Source organism: Roseobacter sp. CCS2, assembly GCF_000169435.1.
Lineage (GTDB): Bacteria > Pseudomonadota > Alphaproteobacteria > Rhodobacterales > Rhodobacteraceae > Yoonia.
This window is the reverse complement of sequence record NZ_AAYB01000005.1, coordinates 143038-163906: the sequence shown is the minus strand read 5'-3', so window position 1 is coordinate 163906 and position 20869 is coordinate 143038. Positions and strand designations below refer to the sequence as shown.

At 56.6% G+C, this 20869-nt stretch carries 19 protein-coding genes; 15 read left to right on the top strand and 4 right to left on the bottom strand.

The annotated features are described in order from the left end of the window. Positions 1-10: 10 nt before the first annotated feature. Both RCCS2_RS15080 and RCCS2_RS15075 read right to left on the bottom strand, forming a co-directional pair. On the bottom strand, positions 11-1123 hold the full coding sequence (locus RCCS2_RS15080; RefSeq protein ID WP_008235775.1) for a polysaccharide biosynthesis/export family protein: 1113 nt from the start codon (positions 1121-1123) through the stop codon (positions 11-13). 104 nt (positions 1124-1227) lie between these two features. Continuing rightward, positions 1228-1404 carry a DUF1674 domain-containing protein gene (locus RCCS2_RS15075; RefSeq protein ID WP_008235768.1) on the bottom strand — a complete coding sequence of 59 codons (177 nt, stop codon included), beginning with the start codon at positions 1402-1404 and terminating at the stop codon, positions 1228-1230. Positions 1405-1476: 72 nt separating this feature from the next. Here RCCS2_RS15075 and RCCS2_RS15070 point away from each other — a divergent pair, with 72 nt between their 5' ends. The 11 genes from RCCS2_RS15070 (at position 1477) to RCCS2_RS15020 (ending at position 15511) form a co-directional block, all read left to right on the top strand. Next, positions 1477-2751 (top strand): RsmB/NOP family class I SAM-dependent RNA methyltransferase, encoded by a 1275-nt coding sequence (locus RCCS2_RS15070; protein WP_008235767.1) that lies wholly within the window; start codon positions 1477-1479, stop codon positions 2749-2751. Positions 2752-2820: 69 nt separating this feature from the next. Further along, positions 2821-4548 carry a heparinase II/III family protein gene (locus RCCS2_RS15065; RefSeq protein ID WP_008235766.1) on the top strand — a complete coding sequence of 576 codons (1728 nt, stop codon included), beginning with the start codon at positions 2821-2823 and terminating at the stop codon, positions 4546-4548. A 17-nt stretch (positions 4549-4565) separates the two neighbouring features. Continuing rightward, positions 4566-6155, top strand: a complete 1590-nt coding sequence (gene purH, locus RCCS2_RS15060) for a bifunctional phosphoribosylaminoimidazolecarboxamide formyltransferase/IMP cyclohydrolase (protein ID WP_008235765.1) — start codon at positions 4566-4568, stop codon at positions 6153-6155. A gap of 10 nt (positions 6156-6165) precedes the next feature. Then, entirely contained in the window at positions 6166-6672 is a 507-nt protein-coding gene (locus tag RCCS2_RS15055; protein WP_037294286.1) for a signal peptidase II, read from the top strand. A gap of 50 nt (positions 6673-6722) precedes the next feature. Further along, positions 6723-7520, top strand: a complete 798-nt coding sequence (locus tag RCCS2_RS18215) for a DUF3035 domain-containing protein (RefSeq protein ID WP_008235763.1) — start codon at positions 6723-6725, stop codon at positions 7518-7520. A gap of 85 nt (positions 7521-7605) precedes the next feature. Further along, entirely contained in the window at positions 7606-8937 is a 1332-nt protein-coding gene (locus RCCS2_RS15045; protein WP_008235762.1) for a M16 family metallopeptidase, read from the top strand. Beyond that, complete coding sequence (locus RCCS2_RS15040; RefSeq protein WP_008235761.1) at positions 8937-10253, top strand: M16 family metallopeptidase; 1317 nt, start codon at positions 8937-8939, stop codon at positions 10251-10253. Before RCCS2_RS15045 ends, RCCS2_RS15040 begins: the two co-directional genes overlap by 1 nt. A 48-nt stretch (positions 10254-10301) precedes the next feature. Then, a complete protein-coding gene (gene mutL / locus RCCS2_RS15035; protein WP_008235760.1) occupies positions 10302-12113 on the top strand; it encodes a DNA mismatch repair endonuclease MutL in 1812 nt (603 codons plus the stop codon). Further along, positions 12110-13348: a DNA recombination protein RmuC gene (locus RCCS2_RS15030; RefSeq protein ID WP_008235759.1), complete on the top strand. Its 1239-nt coding sequence runs from the start codon at positions 12110-12112 to the stop codon at positions 13346-13348. Before mutL ends, RCCS2_RS15030 begins: the two co-directional genes overlap by 4 nt. A gap of 128 nt (positions 13349-13476) precedes the next feature. Continuing rightward, complete coding sequence (locus tag RCCS2_RS15025; RefSeq protein WP_008235752.1) at positions 13477-13968, top strand: NUDIX hydrolase; 492 nt, start codon at positions 13477-13479, stop codon at positions 13966-13968. A gap of 55 nt (positions 13969-14023) precedes the next feature. Next, positions 14024-15511, top strand: a complete 1488-nt coding sequence (locus RCCS2_RS15020) for an inorganic phosphate transporter (protein ID WP_008235751.1) — start codon at positions 14024-14026, stop codon at positions 15509-15511. 65 nt (positions 15512-15576) lie between these two features. Here RCCS2_RS15020 and RCCS2_RS15015 read toward each other — a convergent pair whose 3' ends face one another. Both RCCS2_RS15015 and RCCS2_RS15010 read right to left on the bottom strand, forming a co-directional pair. Continuing rightward, positions 15577-16227: a ChrR family anti-sigma-E factor gene (locus RCCS2_RS15015; RefSeq protein WP_156788573.1), complete on the bottom strand. Its 651-nt coding sequence runs from the start codon at positions 16225-16227 to the stop codon at positions 15577-15579. An 8-nt stretch (positions 16228-16235) separates the two neighbouring features. Then, entirely contained in the window at positions 16236-16760 is a 525-nt protein-coding gene (locus RCCS2_RS15010; protein ID WP_198007055.1) for a sigma-70 family RNA polymerase sigma factor, read from the bottom strand. A 256-nt stretch (positions 16761-17016) separates the two neighbouring features. Between RCCS2_RS15010 and RCCS2_RS15005 the strand changes: the two genes are divergently transcribed. The 4 genes from RCCS2_RS15005 to RCCS2_RS14990 are packed head-to-tail and all read left to right on the top strand — an operon-like array spanning position 17017 to position 20869. Then, positions 17017-18315, top strand: coding sequence for an NAD(P)/FAD-dependent oxidoreductase (locus RCCS2_RS15005; protein WP_037294285.1), 1299 nt, complete (start codon positions 17017-17019; stop codon positions 18313-18315). Next, positions 18312-19070, top strand: coding sequence for a DUF1365 domain-containing protein (locus RCCS2_RS15000; protein ID WP_008235742.1), 759 nt, complete (start codon positions 18312-18314; stop codon positions 19068-19070). Before RCCS2_RS15005 ends, RCCS2_RS15000 begins: the two co-directional genes overlap by 4 nt. Continuing rightward, the gene (locus RCCS2_RS14995; RefSeq protein WP_008235740.1) at positions 19067-20293 is read left to right on the top strand and encodes an MFS transporter; all 1227 of its coding nucleotides are present in this window, start codon (positions 19067-19069) and stop codon (positions 20291-20293) included. Before RCCS2_RS15000 ends, RCCS2_RS14995 begins: the two co-directional genes overlap by 4 nt. Before the next feature lie 3 nt (positions 20294-20296). Continuing rightward, positions 20297-20869: a DUF3833 family protein gene (locus RCCS2_RS14990; RefSeq protein WP_008235732.1), complete on the top strand. Its 573-nt coding sequence runs from the start codon at positions 20297-20299 to the stop codon at positions 20867-20869.

The window sequence follows — 20869 nt, the reverse complement described above, 5'->3', positions numbered from 1 at the left end:
GGTCTTGGCCCTAGTTTCTATTGGCCAGCCCAGAAATCGTATTGGTAAGGCTGACCAATGTCAGCGCCGAACCGAGCACGCTTTCGGTGCCGTAGATCAGATCGTCACCTTCCAGCATGAAATTGCTGGCCGAAAACAAGCCATCCGCGCTGGTCAGATCAATGTTAAAGACCACCCGTTCTTGCGGGGGGCCGACAATCCCATCAGCGACAGCGCTGGGGGCATATTCACGTAAGATCAAAATACCTTCGGGATTGGCGCTGCCTGCATTGACCCCGCCAATCAAAGCAAGCGCTTCGAGTGCGGATAATTCAACCTCGGGGAAATCGACAATGGTCTGGGTCCCAGTGGCACCAAGAGTAATAAATTTGCGGTTGTCATCCTCAATATAAATTCGATCGCCGCCACGTATGGCAATATTGGCGCGTGGATCACGCAAAAGCCGTTCAAACGGAATACCGAATGTACGCGACCCGCGGACCAGACGAACCTGCGGCGAGTTCAGTTCTGGGTTCGGCCCGCCAGCCTGCGAAAACAGATCAAGGATTTTCACGTTCCGATCCAACAGCGGGTATAGGCCGGGCGCGGCAAAACCAGACGCCAGATTGGCCGTATTCGACCGCCCCGGTTCGACAGATAATTGCACCTGTGCAGACGGCACTGTGCGGATCAGCTCTTCTTCGATGCGCTGGCGCGCGGTGCTGGGCGACATGCCAGCCACGCGCAGATCGCCAATGTAGGGTACAAAAATCCGGCCATCTGCGCTGACGGCTTCGGGCTGCAAAGGGGTCACACCAGTGGCCCCGAAGATCGAGTTTTCTTCGGCGTCCCAGATCGTGACCTGCACAGTGTCGCCCGTGGCAATCGACAGCGATGCGGGCTGTTCCTGCGCCACGATCCACAGCAGGGTTTCGCCACCTGTCGCCGGCCATCCTTGCAAGACCGGCAGGGTGTTGCGGTTCACCTCATAAACGGTGAAATCATAGACCGGTTCTTCGCCTTCAGCGGCCGTGTTGGCGTTCGACGCGGCCAAAACCTCTGACTGGAAACCAGCACCGCGGGGCAGACCGCAACTGGCAAGGGCAACACAAGCAATGGCGGCAACACATCTTTGGGCGAACAAATCTGATTCCTTTCGAGCAACCAGACTAACCTACACCGCAAAAGACACAGGCAACAGCGCTTGCTTGTTAAGATAAGTGGATAATTGCAAGGCGGCCCAGATCATCAGAAATCAATGGCAAGGCCCTTCTTCTCCCAATCGCCGTAGCGCACAGGTTCTGGCCCGTCGCGCCCGCCCAATTCGGGTGGCAGCGTCTGCGCATCAGCCTTTTTGCGGCGTTCTTCGGCCTCGGCCAAGGCGCGTTGGGCTGCGGCTGGCAGGTCTTTGGGCTGATCGGTCACGGGCGGCACCCTCCTTGTCGATACACTACGATTGATATACGTCCCGCGCACCCAGCTTCAAGTGAGACATCCATGACCCAGACAGGTTTGCCCGCCCGCCGCTCTGCCCATCATCTGCTGATGCAAATCACAGGCGAAGGCCGTTTGATGGCGGAACTGATCGGTGGTGGGGCGCTGGCCCGGCTGGAAAACGACGACCGTGCACGCGCCCAGCGCCTTGCGACGGAAACCTTACGCGGTTTGGACCGTGCTGACCGGATGCTCAAGCCTTACCTGAAGAAGACACCGCCGGATCATGTGATGAACGCGCTGCGTCTTGGCGTTATTGAATTATGCAGCGGGGAAGCCGCGCATGGCGTGGTGAACGCCTATGTCGAAATTGTCGCCCGCAACAAGCGCACGCAAGCAATGAAGGGGCTGACCAACGCGGTGTTGCGCAAGATTGCCGCCGAAGGACCCGAGGGGTGGAACAAACGCGCCATACCGCTGACACCGGGATGGTTACGGCAGCCATTGGTGGCAGCTTGGGGGCGTGATGCTGTGGCAGCCATGGAAGCTGCGCATTTCGCTGGCGCGCCGTTGGATTTATCAGTGAAGGTCGATGCCGCCGCCGTTGCCAAAGCGCTGGATGGGACGGTCTTACCCACCGGGTCAGTGCGCCTGCAAAACGCCGGGCAGGTGTCGACCCTCAAAGGCTATGCGACAGGCGATTGGTGGGTACAGGATGCCGCAGCAGCTATCCCTGTGAAACTGCTGGGTGATGTGACGGGCCTAAAAGTTCTGGACCTTTGCGCCGCGCCGGGCGGCAAAGCGATGCAATTGGCCGCCTTGGGTGCGCAAGTGACCGCCGTCGATATCTCAGAAAAACGGATGGAACGGATTGGCGAAAACCTGACCCGCGTTGGCCTGAAGGCGGACTGCGTTGTGAGTGACGCCTTCACCTTTGAACAAGACGGATTTGATGCCGTTTTGCTGGACGCCCCATGCTCTGCCACTGGCACGATCCGGCGACACCCGGATTTGCCTTATGCAAAGGACGGGTCCGAATTTGGCGCGCTGATCGACCAGCAAGAGGCGATGATAGATCATGCGCTGACCTTACTAAAACCTGGCGGCCGTCTGGTTTTTTGCACGTGCTCACTGTTACCTGATGAAGGCGAAGTGCAGGCGGAAGAGGCGCTTGCGCGGCATCCCGGCCTGACCATCGACGCCGACGCATTGCGGATCAACGGCGTCAACCCAGACTGGATCACGGATGAAGGCGGGCTGCGCCTGCGCCCGGACTATTGGGCTGATATCGGTGGGATGGATGGTTTCTATATGGCGGTCATGCGAAAGCCTGCGTGACTTAGCGTCAGGCTTTTTCTATGGTTTGTGCAAAACCGCATCTTATGCGCGCAATTAAGGCTACAGGCATTGGCCAAAGCAATCACATGGCAGGAAAAGCGCACGCGCTTTATGCATCGCTGGCACGCGCGGCGCGCGGCGCGGGCGGCATTAGCGACTGAATTTGTGTCTGTTCCCGAACCGCGCACCATTGGCGTCCTTGCGCGTGGCCAACAACTGATTGCGGGGCAGTTCCTGTTTTCTGGCCTTTTCGTTGAAGGGCGCAGTTACACGATCTGGGATATTGCTGCGGCCTACCCCGAGGTCGCTGATGAAATCCACGGATGTGCATGGCTGGATGATCTGGCCGCCGTTGGTGACGCACAGGCCCGCGCGTTGGCGCAAAAGTGGGTGTTTGGCTGGATCGACACCTACGGCAAAGGGCATGGCGATGGCTGGACCCCCGGCATCACCGGACGCCGCCTGATGCGTTGGATCAACCACGGCCCATTCCTGCTGCGCGGGCATGACAAATACGCCTCAGCGCAGTTTTTCCAAAGCCTCGCGCGGCAAACGCTGTTCCTGTCGCGCCGCTGGCACACAACACGCGGTTTACGCCGGTTTGATGCGTTGGCCGGGATGATCTATGCCAGCCTGTCGCTTAAAAGCATGGACCGGCATGCCGAACCCGCCATTGCGGCGCTGGCACAGGATTGCGCCACGCAGATCGGGCCTGACGGGGCCATTGAAACCCGCAAACCACAAGACCTGCTGGATATCCTCAGCCTGCTGAACTGGACGATGCAAACACTGCGCGATGCCGGTCGCACGGTCCCGACCGAGATTACAGAGGCTGTCGCGCGCCTGGTGCCAACTTTGCGCGTTTTACGTCATGCCGATGGCAGTCTTGCCCGCTTTCATGGCGGTGGCGAAGGGATTGGCGGGCGTCTGGATGCAGCTCTTTTTGCATCAGGCATCAAAGCACGCCCCGCGCAGGACACCCGCATGGGCTATGCCCGGTTGGCCGCGGGCCGCACAACGGTAATCGTCGATGCCGCCGCCCCACCTGCGGGTGCAGCTTCGGTCGCGGCACATGCCAGTACTTTGGGGTTTGAACTGACCTCTGGCCGCCGCCCGATGATTGTCAACTGCGGTTCTGGTGCGCGCTTTGGTGACGAATGGCGGCGCGCCAGCCGGGCGACACCCAGCCATTCAACAACGATGATCGAGGGCGTATCGTCCTCTCACCTGGGTCCGAAGGGGCGTTTGGCGAACGGGGATGAACTGCTGACAGAACTGCCCACGCTGGTCCAATGCTCTTACGCAGACGACCGCAAGCTTGAGATGTCGCATAACGGTTATCAAGCCTCGCATGGTCTGACCCATGCACGTATTCTGCAGCTGTCCGCAGACGGGCGCACGTTAGAGGGTAAGGATCTGCTGACCACCCTTGGCCCCGAAGACGAGACTGCGTTCGCGACCGCGCAAACATCTGGCGGAATGCCGTTTATCATCCGCTTTCATCTGCATCCTGATGTGGTGCCGGCCATTGATGTGGATCGCACGACCGTGTCACTGACCCTCAAATCAGGGGAAGTCTGGCAATTGCGCCATGATGCAACGACAAAACTCAGCCTTGCACCGTCTGTTTATCTGCAAAACCGGCAATTAAAGCCCATTCCCACCCAACAGGTGGTTTTATCTAGGCGCACAATGGCCTATGCGACGCGTGTCCGTTGGTCCTTGGCCAAAACCCAAGACACGCCTACCGCTGTGCGTGACTTTGCAAAGGCCGATCCATTGGACGCGATAGATTAGCCGATCAAAGGACCACCATGACCAATCTTGCCCCGCTGCGCCGCGCCCTGCTTTCTGTATCTGACAAAACCGGGTTGATTGACCTTGGCCGTGCGCTTGCTGCGCGTGGGGTTGAATTGCTGTCCACTGGGGGGTCAGCCAAAGCGCTGCGCGATGCGGGCCTTGAGGTGCGCGATGTGGCGGATGTGACAGGTTTCCCTGAAATGATGGATGGGCGGGTGAAGACGCTGCATCCTGTTGTACATGGCGGATTGCTGGCGCGCCGTGATCTGGAAGGGCACCGCGATGCGATGGTTGAACATAACATCGGGCCCATCGATCTGCTGGTCGTGAACCTTTATCCATTTGAAGAAACCGTAGCTAAAGGCGCGGATTTCGATACATGCATTGAAAACATCGACATTGGTGGCCCTGCAATGATCCGCTCTGCGGCTAAGAACCATGCCTTTGTGAACGTGGTCACGGATGTTGAGGACTATGACGCACTGCTAGCTGAACTAGAGGCACATGACGGGCAAACCACCCTCGCGCTGCGCCAGCGTTTGGCCCAAACCGCCTATGCCCGCACTGCCGCCTATGACACGGCGGTTAGCACTTGGATGGCGGGCGCGATTGGGGCAGAAACACCGCGTCGTCGGTCTTTCAGCGGCACCTATAAGCAGACCATGCGGTACGGTGAAAACAGCCACCAGTCAGCTGCGTTTTATACCGACGGCACAAACCGTCCGGGTGTGGCAACCGCTGTGCAGCACCAAGGCAAGGAACTATCCTACAATAACATCAACGACACCGATGCCGCCTTTGAACTGGTGGCCGAGTTCGATCCTGCGGATAGCCCTGCCGTGGCGATCATCAAACACGCCAACCCTTGCGGTGTGGCACGCGGCGCGACTTTGCTTGCGGCTTATCAGAACGCATTTAACTGCGACCGCACCAGCGCGTTCGGCGGCATTGTCGCGCTGAACCAGCCACTGGATGAAGACACCGCAAAAGCAATTGTCGAGATTTTCACAGAAGTTGTGATCGCGCCCGGCGCATCGGACGCCGCGAAGGCCGTGTTTGCGGCCAAGAAAAACCTGCGCCTGCTGACAACTGATGGCCTGCCGGATGTGAAAGCCCCGATCACAACCTACCGCCAAGTGGCGGGTGGTATGTTGGTGCAGGACAAGGACACCGGCTTTGTCGGGATGGATGATCTGCAGGTTGTGACCAAAGTTGCCCCGACGGACGACCAAATGGCGGACCTGCTGTTTGCTTGGAAAGTTGCCAAGCACGTTAAATCCAACGCGATTGTCTACGTGAAAGACAAGGCGACCGTGGGCGTTGGCGCAGGCCAGATGTCGCGCCTCGACAGTGCATTGATCGCGGCGAAAAAGGCTGAACGCATGGCTGAAGCAATGGGTTTGCCTGAACCACTGACCAAAGGATCAGCCGTTGCATCCGACGCATTCTTTCCTTTCGCTGACGGTTTGATGGAAGCCGCAGCAGCGGGGGCGACTTGTGTGATCCAACCTGGCGGGTCGATGCGCGATGACGAGGTGATCGCGGTAGCGGATGAGGCCGGCATCGCCATGGTCTTTACCGGCATGCGCCACTTCCGGCACTAGGAGCACAGCAATGCGATTGATGTTCATGACAGCATTCTGGATTTTTCTGCTTGATCAGGTGATCAAATTCTATGTGCTGTTCAACGTCTTCGGACTAAAATGGGCGCAAGTCACCGTACCGTCAGATCAACTGCCTTATCCCCCATTGGTTGAGGTGTTTCCACCCTTCCTAGTGCTGCGCATGGCATGGAACCGCGGCGTCAATTTCGGACTGTTCGCCGACTATGACATGCGCTGGGTCCTGATCGGGGTAGCATTCACGATCACAGCCGCGGTCATCTGGTGGCTGAACAAGGTTGGCGGAACCAAATGGGTCTATATCTCTGGCGGATTGCTGATCGGTGGGGCGATGGGCAATGTGATTGACCGGTTCTTTTACGGGGCAGTCGCGGATTTCCTGAATATGTCATGCTGTGGGTTCAACAACCCGTTTTCGTTCAACGTGGCTGATATCTGTATTTTCATCGGCGCCATCGGGCTTGCCTTCCTTGCCGATGACAAAAAGAAATCAGCGTGACGTCCTGACAGCCATGGGATACACACTGACAACACCCTGAGGGATTTATCATGCGTGCGCTTTCTTTTTCCGTTCTGGCCCTGATTTTGGTGACCGCCTGTGGGAACACAGACAGGCCCTTGCGTGACCTGCGATCTGCCGGTGGTGGCCCAGATGAATTTGCAGTAATCCCCCTTGGTCCGCTGGAAATTCCGCAAACGCGTGACCTGCCGCCGCCTACGCCCGGCGGCACAAACCGCACCGATCCATCACCAAACGCTGACGCCATTCGCGCGCTTGGTGGATCACCATCCGCCCAGATCGCAGGGGGTATCCCTGCTGGCGACGCAGCCCTTGTTGCGCAAACCAACCGCTATGGCGTAGACCCCAATATCCGGGCGGTTTTGGCCGCAGAAGACGAAGCCAAACTGGACCGTGCACGACGGTCGAACTTTTTCAACCCGCTTGGGCGCGACCGTTACTTTCCTGCTTACAGACGGCAAGCGCTTGATGCCTCTGCCGAACGCGCCCGATTGCAGGCAGCGGGCGTCACCGTCGCAGAAATCCCTGCCGAGGTCATCGAAGAACGAGACGCTGCAAACGCCACCTTCTTTGAGCGTCTAGGTTTACGTGAAGGCTGTGTATTCACAACAGCCGGATCGCCTGACGGACGCATGCGCCGTGTCTGCGAAGGCGATGAAACCAATGTCGAACAGGCATCTGGCGCGGAAGGGTCCGCCGAAGCAACAGAGCCCGCACGCACACCTTTTTTGGAGCGTATCGGTTTAGGTGACAACTGCGTCATTACGACAGCCGGATCACCGGATGGACGCTTCCGCCGGGTCTGCGACGAAGATGAAACCGAATAACCACACCTCACATCCGCGTATGGTCACTTGATCCAAGCCTAAAGCAGCGTAGATATCGGGGCAGTCATTTGAAAAAAGGATGCCCATGACACGTTTGTTCGCCGCGCTGGCAATTATGATGTCGGCTGTTGCCGCTCAGGCCGAAGACGTCACGACCTATACACTTGATAACGGGATGGAGGTTGTGGTGATCGAAGACAACCGCGCCCCGGTTGTCGTGCATATGCTGTGGTACAAAGTAGGGTCAGCGGATGAACCCGAAGGGGTGTCCGGTATCGCCCATTTCCTTGAACATCTTATGTTTAAAGGCACCAATGAACTGGCTTCGGGCGAATTTTCGTCTGTTGTTGCGGCCAATGGGGGCAGCGACAACGCCTTCACCAGCTATGATTATACCGCCTATTTCCAACGCGTTGCCGCTGACCGGCTTGAACTGATGATGCAGATGGAAAGCAATCGCATGAACAACCTTGTTCTGACCCCAGAAGAGGTCGAAAGCGAGCGCGGCGTCATTTTGGAAGAACGCAACCAGCGCACCGAAAACAGCGCCAACGCGCTGGCGCGTGAACAATTCCGCGCAGCACTGTTTCAGAACCATCGCTACGGCGTGCCAATTATCGGCTGGAAACACGAGATGGAGCAGCTTGATCTGCAAGATGCGCAGGATTTCTACGACCTTTACTATGCGCCGAACAATGCCATCCTGATTGTCGCCGGCGATGTGCAGCCGGACGAGGTGTTGGCACTGGCCGAACAATACTATGGCGTTATCCCTGCCGAAGATCAGCTGCCCGTCCGCGAACGCCCCCAAGAACCACCACAACGCGCCGAACGTCGGATCACCTATGTCGATGCGCGCGTCAGTCAGCCTTATCTGGTACGGTCTTACCTCGCGCCGGAACGTGACCCGGGCGCGCAAACCGAAGCCGCAGCGCTTGTTTATCTGGCTGAATTACTGGGCGGGTCGCCGTTTACATCTGCATTAGGTCAGGCGCTTCAGTTTGACACACAAACCGCCATTTACACCAATGCGTCCTACAGTGCGTCCTGGTTGGATGATGCGACATTCTCTTTCGCTGTGGTTCCTGCTGACGGCGTCACCTTGTCAGAGGCAGAGGAGGCGATGGACGAGGTGATCAGCGCCTTCATGGAAGGCGAAATTGATCCTGCGCGTATGGAAAGCATCCGCACCCAATTGCGCGCGTCAGAGGTTTACGCGCTTGATAACGTGCAGGGTTTGGCGCAGCGGTATGGTGCGGCACTGACCCAAAGCCTTACGGTTGCAGACGTACAAGCGTGGCCTGATATCCTTCAATCCGTGACCGAAGAAGACATCAAAGCGGTCGCTGCCAAAGTGTTCAATCGGGATCAGGCCGTCACCGGCTGGGTCGTGTCCGATCAAGAGGAGGCACGCTGATGCGACGTATTCTGATTGCTTTGTGCCTGACCATTGTCGCAACAACTGCGCGGGCAGACATTGATATTAAGGAGGTCACATCCCCAGGCGGCATCAACGCTTGGGTGGTTGAGGAACCCGAGATTCCCTTTGTCGCACTGGAACTGCGGTTTCAAGGTGGCCCGGTATTGGACCTGCCCGGCAAACGGGGTGCGACCAACCTGATGGTAGGTCTGCTGGAAGAAGGCTCTGGCGATATGTCAGCGCAAGAATTTCAAGCAAAGTTGGAGGAGCTTGCGGCAAGCATCAGTTTTCGCGCAACCGACGATACGATTTCAGTCTCAGCGCGCTTCCTGACCGAAAACAAGGAAGATGTCGTCGCACTGTTGCGACAGGCGCTGGTTGAGCCGCGCTTTGACCAAGAGGCGCTGGACCGCGTGCGCGCGCAAGTCATCTCTGGCATCGCAAGTGACGCCAAAAGCCCCAACACCATCGCAAGCGATACGTTCAGCGCCGCCGCTTACGGGGATCACCCCTATGGTTCAGCCATTGAAGGCACGATTGAAAGTGTCGGCAACCTGACCCAGGACGATATGCGCGATGCGCATCGCAATGCCTTGGTTCGTGACAGGCTTTATGTCGCTGTTGTTGGCGATACGACAGCCGAGACGGTTGGCGGTCTGCTGGATGATCTTTTAGGTGATTTGCCGCAGGATGGGCCGCCCCTGCCAGAAAACATTACCTACGATATGGCAGGTGGCATCACGGTTGTTGATTTCGATACACCGCAATCGGTCGCTTTGTTTGGTCATGGCGGTATGAAACGCGATGATGAAGACTTTTTCGCAGCTGTGATCGTGAACCGTGTTTTGGGTGCAGGCGGATTTGAATCGCGCCTGATGACCGAAGTACGCGAAAAGCGCGGGCTGACCTATGGGATCAGTTCGTTTCTGGTGCCACGGTTCCATGCAGAGGTGATGTTGGGCAGGGTAGCCTCGTCCAATGAAACGATTGCTGAGGCGATTGAAGTCACCCGCAGCGAATGGGCGCGGATGGCCGAGGACGGGATCACCGCAGAAGAACTGGAAGTCGCAAAGACCTATATGACAGGAGAGTATCCGCTGCGGTTTGACGGAAACGCCGAGATCGCAAAGATCATGGTTGGCATGCAGATGATCGGGCTAACGCCAGAGTATGTAACCAACCGCAACGATTTTGTTGAGGCTGTGACGCTGGAAGATGCAAACCGGGTCGCGGCTGAATTGCTTCAACCAGAGAACCTGCATTTTGTGGTGGTTGGCAAGCCTGTCGGATTGGAAAACACGCCGTCTGAATAAGCGATTTCCGCTCGTAGAATCGCAGCTGGCTATGCTAGAACTTGTGTCATGGCCATCGCAGACCCCCAGATACAGCCGCGCCCGGTGATCCGGCAGCTGGATGACGCCGCAATCAACCGGATTGCGGCGGGCGAGGTTTTGGAACGGCCTGCCTCTGCGGTCAAAGAACTGGTCGAAAACAGTATCGACGCTGGCGCAACCCGGATCGAAGTGGTGATTGCCGATGGCGGCAAAACCCTGATCCGTGTGACGGACGATGGCTGTGGCATGACACCGTCTGATCTGCCCATGGCCATGTTGCGCCATGCAACGTCAAAGATTGATGGCTCTGACCTGTTGAATATCCAGTCCTTTGGGTTCCGGGGCGAAGCTTTACCATCGCTGGGCGCAACGGGCCGCTTGAAAATCACCTCACGCGCCAAGAACGCAGAAGCGGCGATGATCGCTGTCGCGGGCGGGCAGGCTGAAGGTGTGAAACCTGCCGCGCTGTCCGCTGGCACGGTTATTGAATTGCGCGACATGTTCTATGCAACGCCCGCACGTCTGAAGTTCCTGCGCACCGACCGGGCCGAGGCACAGGCCGTGACCGATGTGGTCAAGCGATTGGCCATGGCAGAACCGTTCGTGACGTTCATCCTGCGCGATGCCTCCAAAGGTGATAATCGCACTGTTTTTCGCGCAGATGCCGAAACCGGCGATTTATTTGATGCGCTGCATGGTCGGTTACGCGCTGTCCTTGGCAAAGATTTTGCTGAAAACGCCCTGCGCATTGATACCGAGCGGGAGGGGTTCCACCTGACAGGGTATGCGGCCTTGCCGACCTATTCACGCGGGGCAGCGGTGGCGCAGTTCCTTTTTGTAAACGGACGTCCGGTCAGGGATAAAATGTTGCTTGGTGCCTTGCGCGCCGCCTATATGGACGTGCTGTCGCGTGACCGGCACCCGGTTGCTGCGCTTTTTGTCGACTGCGACCCAACGCTGGTCGACGTCAACGTGCACCCCGCCAAATCCGAGGTCCGCTTTCGTGATCCCGGCACGGTACGCGGGCTGATCGTGTCTGGTTTACGCCATGCTTTGGCCGATGCCGGACATCGTGCCTCGACCACTGTTGCTAATGCAACCTTGGGCGCGATCACACCGGAACGAACCGAACCGCGGGTTTATCAGATGGACCGGCCCAGTTTCAGTGCCCGGTCGATGACCTTTCAGGCGCAGGCACCCGGATTTGGTGAAATGCCTTCAGCGCGCTTTGAACCGATGGTTGAAGATGATCCCGATGATCTACCGTTGGGTGCCGCCCGCGCACAGGTGCATGAGAATTACATTATCGCGCAGACCGAAAATGGCATCGTCATTGTTGATCAACATGCCGCCCATGAACGGTTGGTCTATGAAAAGCTCAAGGCGCAGATGGCCGAAAACGGTGTTGCGGCACAGGCCCTGCTGATCCCTGAAATTGTTGAACTATCGGAAAATGAGGCGGCGCAACTGCGCGACATCGCAGATGACCTGGCTAAATTCGGCCTGACCATCGAACCCTTTGGTGGTGGCGCTATTGCCGTGCGTGAAACCCCCGCGATCTTGGGCGAGGTGAACGCCGAAGCGATGATCCGCGATATTCTGGACGAACTGGCAGACCAAGGTGACAGCGCATCAGTGCAAGCGCGGATCGAAGCAATTCTCAGCCGGGTCGCGTGTCACGGCTCCATCCGGTCGGGCCGCAGAATGCAAGCCGCCGAGATGAACGCACTGCTGCGTGAGATGGAAGCGACACCCTTGTCCGGCCAGTGCAACCACGGACGACCGACCTATGTCGAACTCAAGCTGGCCGATATCGAACGGCTGTTTGGGCGCACATGATCCAGATTGGTGAAAATATCTATGACTTAAGCGACCCGATGGTCATTGGGGTCATTGTCGGCGCGGTTATCACGCTGGTTGTATTGATCCTGCTGATCATGACGGTGCGCCGTGCCGGGAAATCGACCGAGGCGGTGCAGTTTGTGGCATCACAGGTCGGGCGCTTGTCGCAGGATGTGAACGCGCTGGGGCAAGGTCAGCAGCAACTGGCGGGGAACATACGCACGGTCAGCGATGCGCAGGCAACGGCGCAGGTGCAGGTCGTACAAACGATGGAGACGCGACTGGCCGAAGTGCAGGCCCAAATGGCGGAACGCCTGTCAGATAATGCAATCAAATCGGCCCGCTCCTTGGCCGAAATGCAGGAACGGATGAAAGACACGCTTTCTGGCTCATCCGAGAAAACCACAAAAAGCCTGACCGCGCTGCAAGAACGGCTTGCGACCATCGACAAGGCACAGACGAATATTGAAAAGCTGTCGGGCGATGTGCTGTCGCTGCAGGATATTCTATCCAACAAGCAAACCCGCGGCGCTTTCGGCGAAATTCAGTTGCAAGATATCGTGTCCAAGGCCCTGCCCGCCGACAGCTACACCTGGCAAGCGACCCTTTCCAACAACAGCCGACCGGATTGCCTGATACATCTGCCCAATCCCCCCGGCCCAATCGTCATTGATGCCAAGTTTCCGCTGGAAGCTTACGAACAATTGATGGCGGCTGATACCAAGGCTGACCGCGAACGCGCCTTGACCACCTTTGGTCAAGCGATCAAAGCCCATATCAAGAAGATTTCCGAAAGCTACCTGATCGAAGGCGAAACCGCTGATGGTGCGCTGATGTTCCTACCGTCCGAAGCTGTTTATGCCGAATTGCACAGCCGCCTGCCCCATATTGTGCGCGAAGGGTTCAGCGCGCGGGTCTGGATCGTGTCGCCCACGACCTGCATGGCGACGCTGAACACCATGCGCGCGATACTGAAAGACGCGCGGATGCGTGAACAAACAGGTGCCATTCGCAAAGAACTGGCGATGCTGGGTGGCGATGTGGAGCGGCTGGTGACCCGAGTGGGTAATCTGGATCGGCACTTTGGGCAAGCCGCGAAGGATATTGAGGATATCAAGATCTCGGCCGAGAAGGCAGGCAAACGGGCCCATCGTCTGGACAACTTTGATTTCGCAGAAATCACACCCGAGCCTGACCCCAAGGTTGTGCCGATCATGCCGCCAAAGGGCTAAAGCGGCGGCGGTGTAAAAGAGGAATATCGCGCAGTCCGGCGACACTCACACGACTGCGATTTGCATCTTGCCTGTTTTGATCTTATAAGCTTCTGAAAAATATAAATAAAGACTTGAGCGGTTTCAGAATGATCACCCTTATCACCTCGCTTTGGCGCGACGTCTTGCGCTTGTTGTTCCAGCGCCCCAAAAGGTTGCAGGTCGCCGCACTGTGCTATCGTGGCAAAGGCGACGATATGGAGGTGTTGTTGATCACAAGCCGCGACACAGGGCGTTGGATCATCCCCAAAGGCTGGCCGATCAGTGGGCTTGAAACATCTGAAGCCGCACTTCAAGAAGCCTGGGAAGAAGCGGGCGTGCGCAATAGCAAGGCCACACCGCAACCCATTGGCACCTATACTTACGACAAAATCCTGCGTGCCGGACTGCCCGTACCAGTCGAAACACTGGTATACCCCGTGAAGGTCAAAGAGCTTTCTGCCGAATTCCCCGAAGCGGGTGAACGCCAGCGCAAGTGGATGTCACCAGAGGCGGCAGCCGACCTTGTAAAAGAGGGTGAGTTGAAGGAGATTCTGCGCCGGATGACAAATCTCTTTCCTCAGAACGTTCAACACAGTTGATTTCTGCGTCACTTCGCCGCTAGTCCTGTAGCGACGATTCCGGGGGAGTGGCTGCATGACGAACTTGAACGAGGGCGATCCACGCCACCTCGAAACCTTGGATCGCGATCTCGCACGCTTTTCCAATCTTGAACTCGCGACCGGCTATGTCTCGCGTCCGCTTATCGGGATGGGTATTTCGCTGTTGTTTGTGATTATCGCAGGCATTGCCGCTGCACTTTTCTTTGGGCAGGCAAACAATTCTTTCATCGTGATCATGGCCGCCTGTCTGGGCGCCTATATGGCACTGAATATCGGTGCCAATGACGTGGCCAACAATATGGGCCCTGCTGTTGGTGCGAACGCGCTGACAATGGGCGGTGCGATTGCGATTGCCGTTGTCTTTGAAAGTGCCGGTGCGCTGATTGCGGGTGGTGACGTGGTTTCCACCATCGCCAAAGGCATCATCGCGCCCGAAAGTATGGGGACCGCAACGACCTTTATCTGGGCGATGATGTCAGCACTTTTGGCGGCGGCGTTCTGGGTCAACATGGCGACCTGGGTAGGTGCACCCGTGTCCACCACCCATTCGGTCGTTGGTGGCGTAATGGGCGCCGGCATTGCTGCCGCAGGTTTTGCCGCTGTGAATTGGCCGACCATGGGGGCGATTGCGGCAAGTTGGGTCATTTCGCCTTTTCTGGGCGGCTTGATTGCGGCGGGGTTCCTATGGCTGATCAAGTCGCGAATTATTTATCAGGACGACAAGATTGCGGCGGCCCGTAGATGGGTGCCCGTGCTGGTTGGTATTATGGGCGGCACCTTTGCGGCTTACCTTGCGCTTAAGGGTCTTAAGAAGATCATCAAGATCGACCTGCCGACGGCGCTTTTGATTGGTGCTGTGATTGGTGCGGTTATCTGGGTGGTGATGATCCCGGTGATCAGGAAACAATCGGAAGGACTGGAAAATCGTAACAAGTCGCTCAAAGTGCTGTTTGGTATTCCGCTGGTTGTTTCGGCGGCCTTGCTAAGCTTTGCGCATGGTGCAAACGATGTGGCCAATGCAGTTGGCCCGCTTGCGGCCATTGTGCAGGCAGCGCAGTCAGGCGATTTCCTGTCCGCCTTTACCATCCCGTTCTGGGTTATGGTCATCGGTGCCTTGGGCATCTCGTTCGGGTTGTTTCTGTTCGGACCGAAACTGATCCGTATGGTCGGCAGCCAGATCACCAAACTAAATCCAATGCGCGCATATTGCGTCGCGCTTTCAGCAGCAATCACCGTGATCGTTGCCAGCTGGCTGGGCCTGCCTGTCAGTTCCACCCATATCGCTGTTGGCGGTGTGTTCGGCGTCGGTTTTTTTCGTGAATGGGATGCAGAACGGCGGATCAAAAAAGCACGCATGACGATGCCCAACCGCGTCATGTATGCACCCGAAGAAAGACGCCGCCGCAAACTTGTGCGCCGGTCGCATTTTTTAACGATTATCGCGGCGTGGGTTGTCACGGTGCCAGCAGCGGCAATCCTTTCAGCTTGCTTTTTCTTCGCCCTCAGTACCGTCATGAGCTGATACAATCTGAACGAAAAAGGCGTCCAAGCTTTCGCTTGGACGCCTTTTTTGTGAGTGAGTCCCGGTTAAATACCTATGAACTTTTGCGCGATCCGTGGAACAAGACCGTTGAACAACAGCGGCGCATCTGTCGCTGCCAAACAAATGCAGTCCAGACCGTCTTCTGCAACGGGCGTGTGGTGTAAATCTTCGTTTGCCACTTCGACATCGCCTGCACCAAAACGGTCTTCTTCATCCGTGAAAGCACCTTGCAGTACCAGTGTCAGTTCTGTGCCGCGGTGCCCATGGTCAGGCACAGCCGTGCCCGCTGGAATGCGCAGCAAACGCACGCTGGCATCCTTTGATGTGTTCAGCACCAGCTGACTTACGCCGCCACCAACTTTGCGCCATTTCAGGCTGTCAATGTCGCCATTGACATAGTCTTGCAAAGGACCGGGGAAAACGCTGTTTTGCGTCCGAACCGGGGCAGGCTTTTCAGCGACCTGTCCACCGTCAATCATCGCAAGTGTTGCGGCCAATGCATCCTCGGCCACATCAATAGGCTCTGCGTCCAGCATGACTTCGCCGCCAACAGCCTCGTATTCGGCCAAAGCCGCACGGCACGTGTCACACATCGAAATATGCGTTGCCACAACCAGATTAAAGGCTTCTGGCAGCGTTCCCGCAGCATACCCCATTAAAAGAGGCTCGGTCAGGTGGTGTTTAATCTGTTTCATATCGGTCATCATTTCATTGCGTGGCGCAGTCTATCCAGCGCCAATCTAATCCGCGATTTAATCGTCCCCAGTGGCAATCCCGTCTCTGCGGCAATTTGACTATGGCTTAGCTCGCCAAAGTAGGCGCGCTCGATCAGTTTTCTTTGTTCTTCGGGCAATGTGGCAAGGGCCTGCCCAAGTTGTTCTGTTTCTTGTTGTAGACCAATCGCATCGGCCTGATCCGGCTCTGCTTCTGGTCCCCATGGAAGGTCTTCGGGTTCCGGCCTGCGCTGTTTGCGCAGAATGTCGATCTTACGATTTCGGGCGATTGTGAAAATCCATGTGGATACACTCGCCTTGGTGGGATCGAACATATGGGACTTATTCCAAAGGGTCGCCATGACCTCCTGTGTGCATTCTTCTGCCAGATCCGGGCTGGCCCCCGATTTCATCAAAAACGACTTCACCCGCGGGGCGAAGTATCCAAAAAGCTCAGCAAAAGCTTTGCGGTCCTTGGTGTCCCGCACAGCATGCACCTGAACGACCCAAGCCATACGTTTTGCTGATGCTTCAGGGTTCACCTTCGTATTCCTCACCTTGCTCACCCGTTGCGCCTTTACGTCACCATAAATGACGTTCGGCGGCAGCGCATCCGCTTTTGTGAGGGTGTCAGCTTCCGTCAACATATAAGTGTTACGGCGCGGTTTTCAGATTGGATCACAGGACGGGTGCTTTTTCTTGTGATCCATGTAACTAATGGACGCGTAACAATAATAACAAACGATTAAGAGATACTGGAGCCCCCCTGACATGCCATTCGAGACCGGGACAGCCGTTCCCAGAAAAATTGCGGTAATTGGTGCAGGGATTTCAGGAATGGGGGCCGCGCATGCGCTGGCCAAAGATCACCGTGTTGTATTGTTCGAAGCCGAAGATCGGCTTGGTGGTCACGCCCGCACACGCATGGCAGGTAAAAACCGTGATCAAGCCGTTGATACCGGTTTTATCGTTTTCAACTACGCCAACTATCCCAACCTGACCAAGCTGTTTGACCACCTTGATGTGCCCGTCATCAAAAGTAACATGAGCTTTGGCGCCTCTTTCAGCGGTGGGCGTATGGAATACGGGTTGGCCAGCCTGAATGCGCTTTTTGCCCAGCGCAGCAACATCGCCAGCCCCAAGTTCCTGCGCATGGTGCGCGATATTTTGAAATTCAACGCCCAAGGGCTGGACGCCAGCCAGGATGAGACACTGACCATCGGTGAATTGCTTAAGAAGCTGAACCTCAGCGACTATTTCCGCGATCATTATTTGTTGCCATTCTCTGGCGCGATCTGGTCGACACCGAAAGAGAAAATCCTCGATTTTCCTGCCTACGCGATGATGCGGTTCTTTGATAATCACGCCCTGCTGGGTGCGACCGGCCAACATCAGTGGTACACTGTTGATGGGGGGTCGCAGGAATACGTGACGCGCTTGGGGGCCGATATGACGCAACGCGGCATTGATATCCGGCTTGGCGCACCCATCGATGCGGTCCGCCGCAATGCATCGGGTGCCGACGTGAAAACCCATGGTGCTGATTGGGAAAGCTTTGATGAAGTCATCTTTGCCACGCATTCCGATGACACGCTACGCATGTTGTCCGACGCCACAGCCGTCGAAAAATCGGTTCTTGGCGCGGTGCGCTATCAACCGAATAAGGTTGTGCTGCACTCTGACACGTCAATCATGCCAAAGCGGCGTCAGGTTTGGTCGTCTTGGGTTTATTCCGAAGATGCCCAGCGCACCGATACCGAGATCAACTTGACCTATTGGATGAATTCCTTGCAGCCTTGGCTGAAAGGCGAAGACATGATGGTCACATTGAACAGCAACCGCCCGATCAAGGAAGAACTGATCTGGGACGAGGTTATGTTGCGCCACCCAGTCTATGATCTTGAAGCGATTGCCGCACAAGAAGCGGCTGCCGCCATGAACGGATCAAACCGCACGTGGTTTTGCGGCGCTTGGATGAAGAACGGCTTTCACGAAGACGGGCTGTCCAGCGCGTTGGATGTTGTCCATTCGCTCAACGCGCGTGAGCATATACAACACGCCGCAGAGTGACCGGAACCGTTCATCATATCGCAGCTGAAACCTATCATGGGCGACGTGGGGCGACGAAGAACGCCTTTCGCTATTCCATTGACTACGTGCTGACGGATGCAGAGGTGGCGCCGCAGACACCAGCGCTGTTTTCACGTAATGCTGGCAATCTGATGTCACTGCAAGACAGCGATCACGGCGGCGCGCCCAAGCACGGCAAAGGCGCTGACTGGGTCCGTGAAGTTTTGGCCGCACATGATGTGACAGATGCCAAACGCATTGAACTGCTCGCCCAGCCCCGTGTGCTGGGGCATGTGTTCAATCCGGTGTCATTCTGGCTGTGCTATAATGTTGATGATGCACTGACGACCGTCATCGCCGAAGTGACGAATACCTTTGGCGATCGCCATTCGTACCTCTGCCGCCATGAAGATGGCCGTGCCATCACCAAAGACGAAACACTATCAGCCCAAAAGCTGATGCATGTGTCACCTTTCCAGCCGATTGAGGGCGGTTACACCTTCCGCTTTGATATCCAGGCCGACAGCATCGGCATCTGGATTGACTATTCGCGCGGCAACGGTGGGCTGATCGCCACGCTGACAGGGCCCCGCAAGCCGATCACCAATGCATCCATCATCAAAGCCGCGCTTCGGCGACCCTTTGGGTCACGGCGGGTTTTGGCGTTGATCCACTGGCAGGCGATCAAGCTTTGGTGGAAAGGCGCAACATTTCGTTCGCAGCCTGAACCACCCGCAGATGAGGTCAGCAGATGAAAGCCCTATCAGAGCGGCTGCCTGCATACTCGGTCTTTGCGGCCGTGCTGGCCGGGGCCGGCCTACCGATCTACATCTATGCGCCCAAGTATTATGCCGATACATTCGGCGTCAGCCTTGCCGCTTTGGGGGCGCTGCTTTTTGCAATGCGCCTGTTTGATATGATCCAGGATCCCATTTTGGGTTGGATCAGTGAACGGCTTACTTCGTCAAAGAAACTTGTCATAACACTGACTGCTCTCGTCATGGCCTTGTCCATGATCGGACTTTTCGCCGTCGCCCCCCCTATTGACCCGCTCTGGTGGTTCGGGATCACGGTTACCGGGCTGTTCACCGCGTTCAGTTTCCTGTCGATCAACTTTTATGCGCAAGGGGTCAGCAAAGCTGGCAAAGACCCGCAAGGGCATGTGCGGCTGGCTGCTTGGCGCGAAAGCGGTGCACTGCTTGGGGTATGCATCGCGGCTGTTATTCCGACCGTCCTTATCGGCGTTGTGGCGGACCCGTTTGCCGCCTTTGCCTTTGGGTTTGCGGTGCTCACACTCATCGCGGCGGTCTTCATGTGGCCGGAATGGAAAGAACGCGTCAGCCCGGAACCGTCGCAGATTGGCGAAATCCTCCGCGACAATACCGCGCGGAAGTTGCTTATTCTTGCCTTGGTAAACGCAACGCCCCTTGCCGTTTCGTCCACGCTTTTCCTATTCTACGTCGAAAGCAAACTGGGCGCTGTCGGCTGGGAAGGCGCGCTATTGGTCCTGTTTTTCTTGGCTGCGGCGATATCGTCACCAGTCTGGTCCGCGCTCGCAAAGCGTTTTGGGGCCAAGCCTGTTTTGCTATCGGCGATGGTTCTGGCCGTGGCCTCATTTGCCTACACGCTCACTTTATCGCCGGGCGATGTGATCCCTTTCGCGATCATCTGCGTATTAAGTGGAGCGACCATCGGGGCAGACCTTACTTTGCTGCCTGCAATGTTTGCGAAACGTATGGCTGCCATCTCGCCCAATGGCGGACAGGGATTTGGCCTTTGGAATTTGGTGAACAAGTTCACGCTTGCCTTCGCCGCGGTGGTTTTGCTGCCGTTACTGGAACGATCCGGCTTTCAGGCGGGGGCAACCGATTTGCCCGCCGAGGCCATCACCATGCTGACGGTGCTTTACGCACTTGTACCGTCGCTATTGAAACTGATTGCGATTGGCTTGCTGATCGCTACCAAACTTGAGGACTAAACGATGTCGTTTGTCACCTATATCTTGATCGGCGCGGCCCTGATGGGTGTGGCGACGTTTATGAAGACCCGCTATTTGTCATTTTGGGCGCAAAAGTCCGATGATTATGCGGATGGTCCTATCTTCGATATTCGGGAACGTTTTAACGGCCCAATCGTTTGTGAAGGTGTGATTTACGGACCAACGGGCAAAGTATCGTCCCGGTTCGTTGCTGACTTTGAAGCAAGCTGGAATGGCAATGTCGGAACGATGAAAGAAAAGTTCTACTACAACAGCGGGCAGGTGCAGGACCGGGAATGGACCCTGACACTTGGTAATGACGGCCGCATCAAGGCCGAAGCCCCCGATGTCGTCGGCGCGGGAACCGGCCAGCAAAACGGGTCAGCCGTGCTATTGAACTATCGTATCAGACTAACCGAAGAAGCAGGCGGACATGCGCTGGATGTCACCGACTGGATGTATCTCATGTCCAACGGCAACATCATGAACCGTAGCCAGTTCCGCAAATTCGGGATCAAAGTGGCCGAACTGGTCGCAACCATGCGCCCCAAAGACAAGGCCTACGCAGGAGAATAG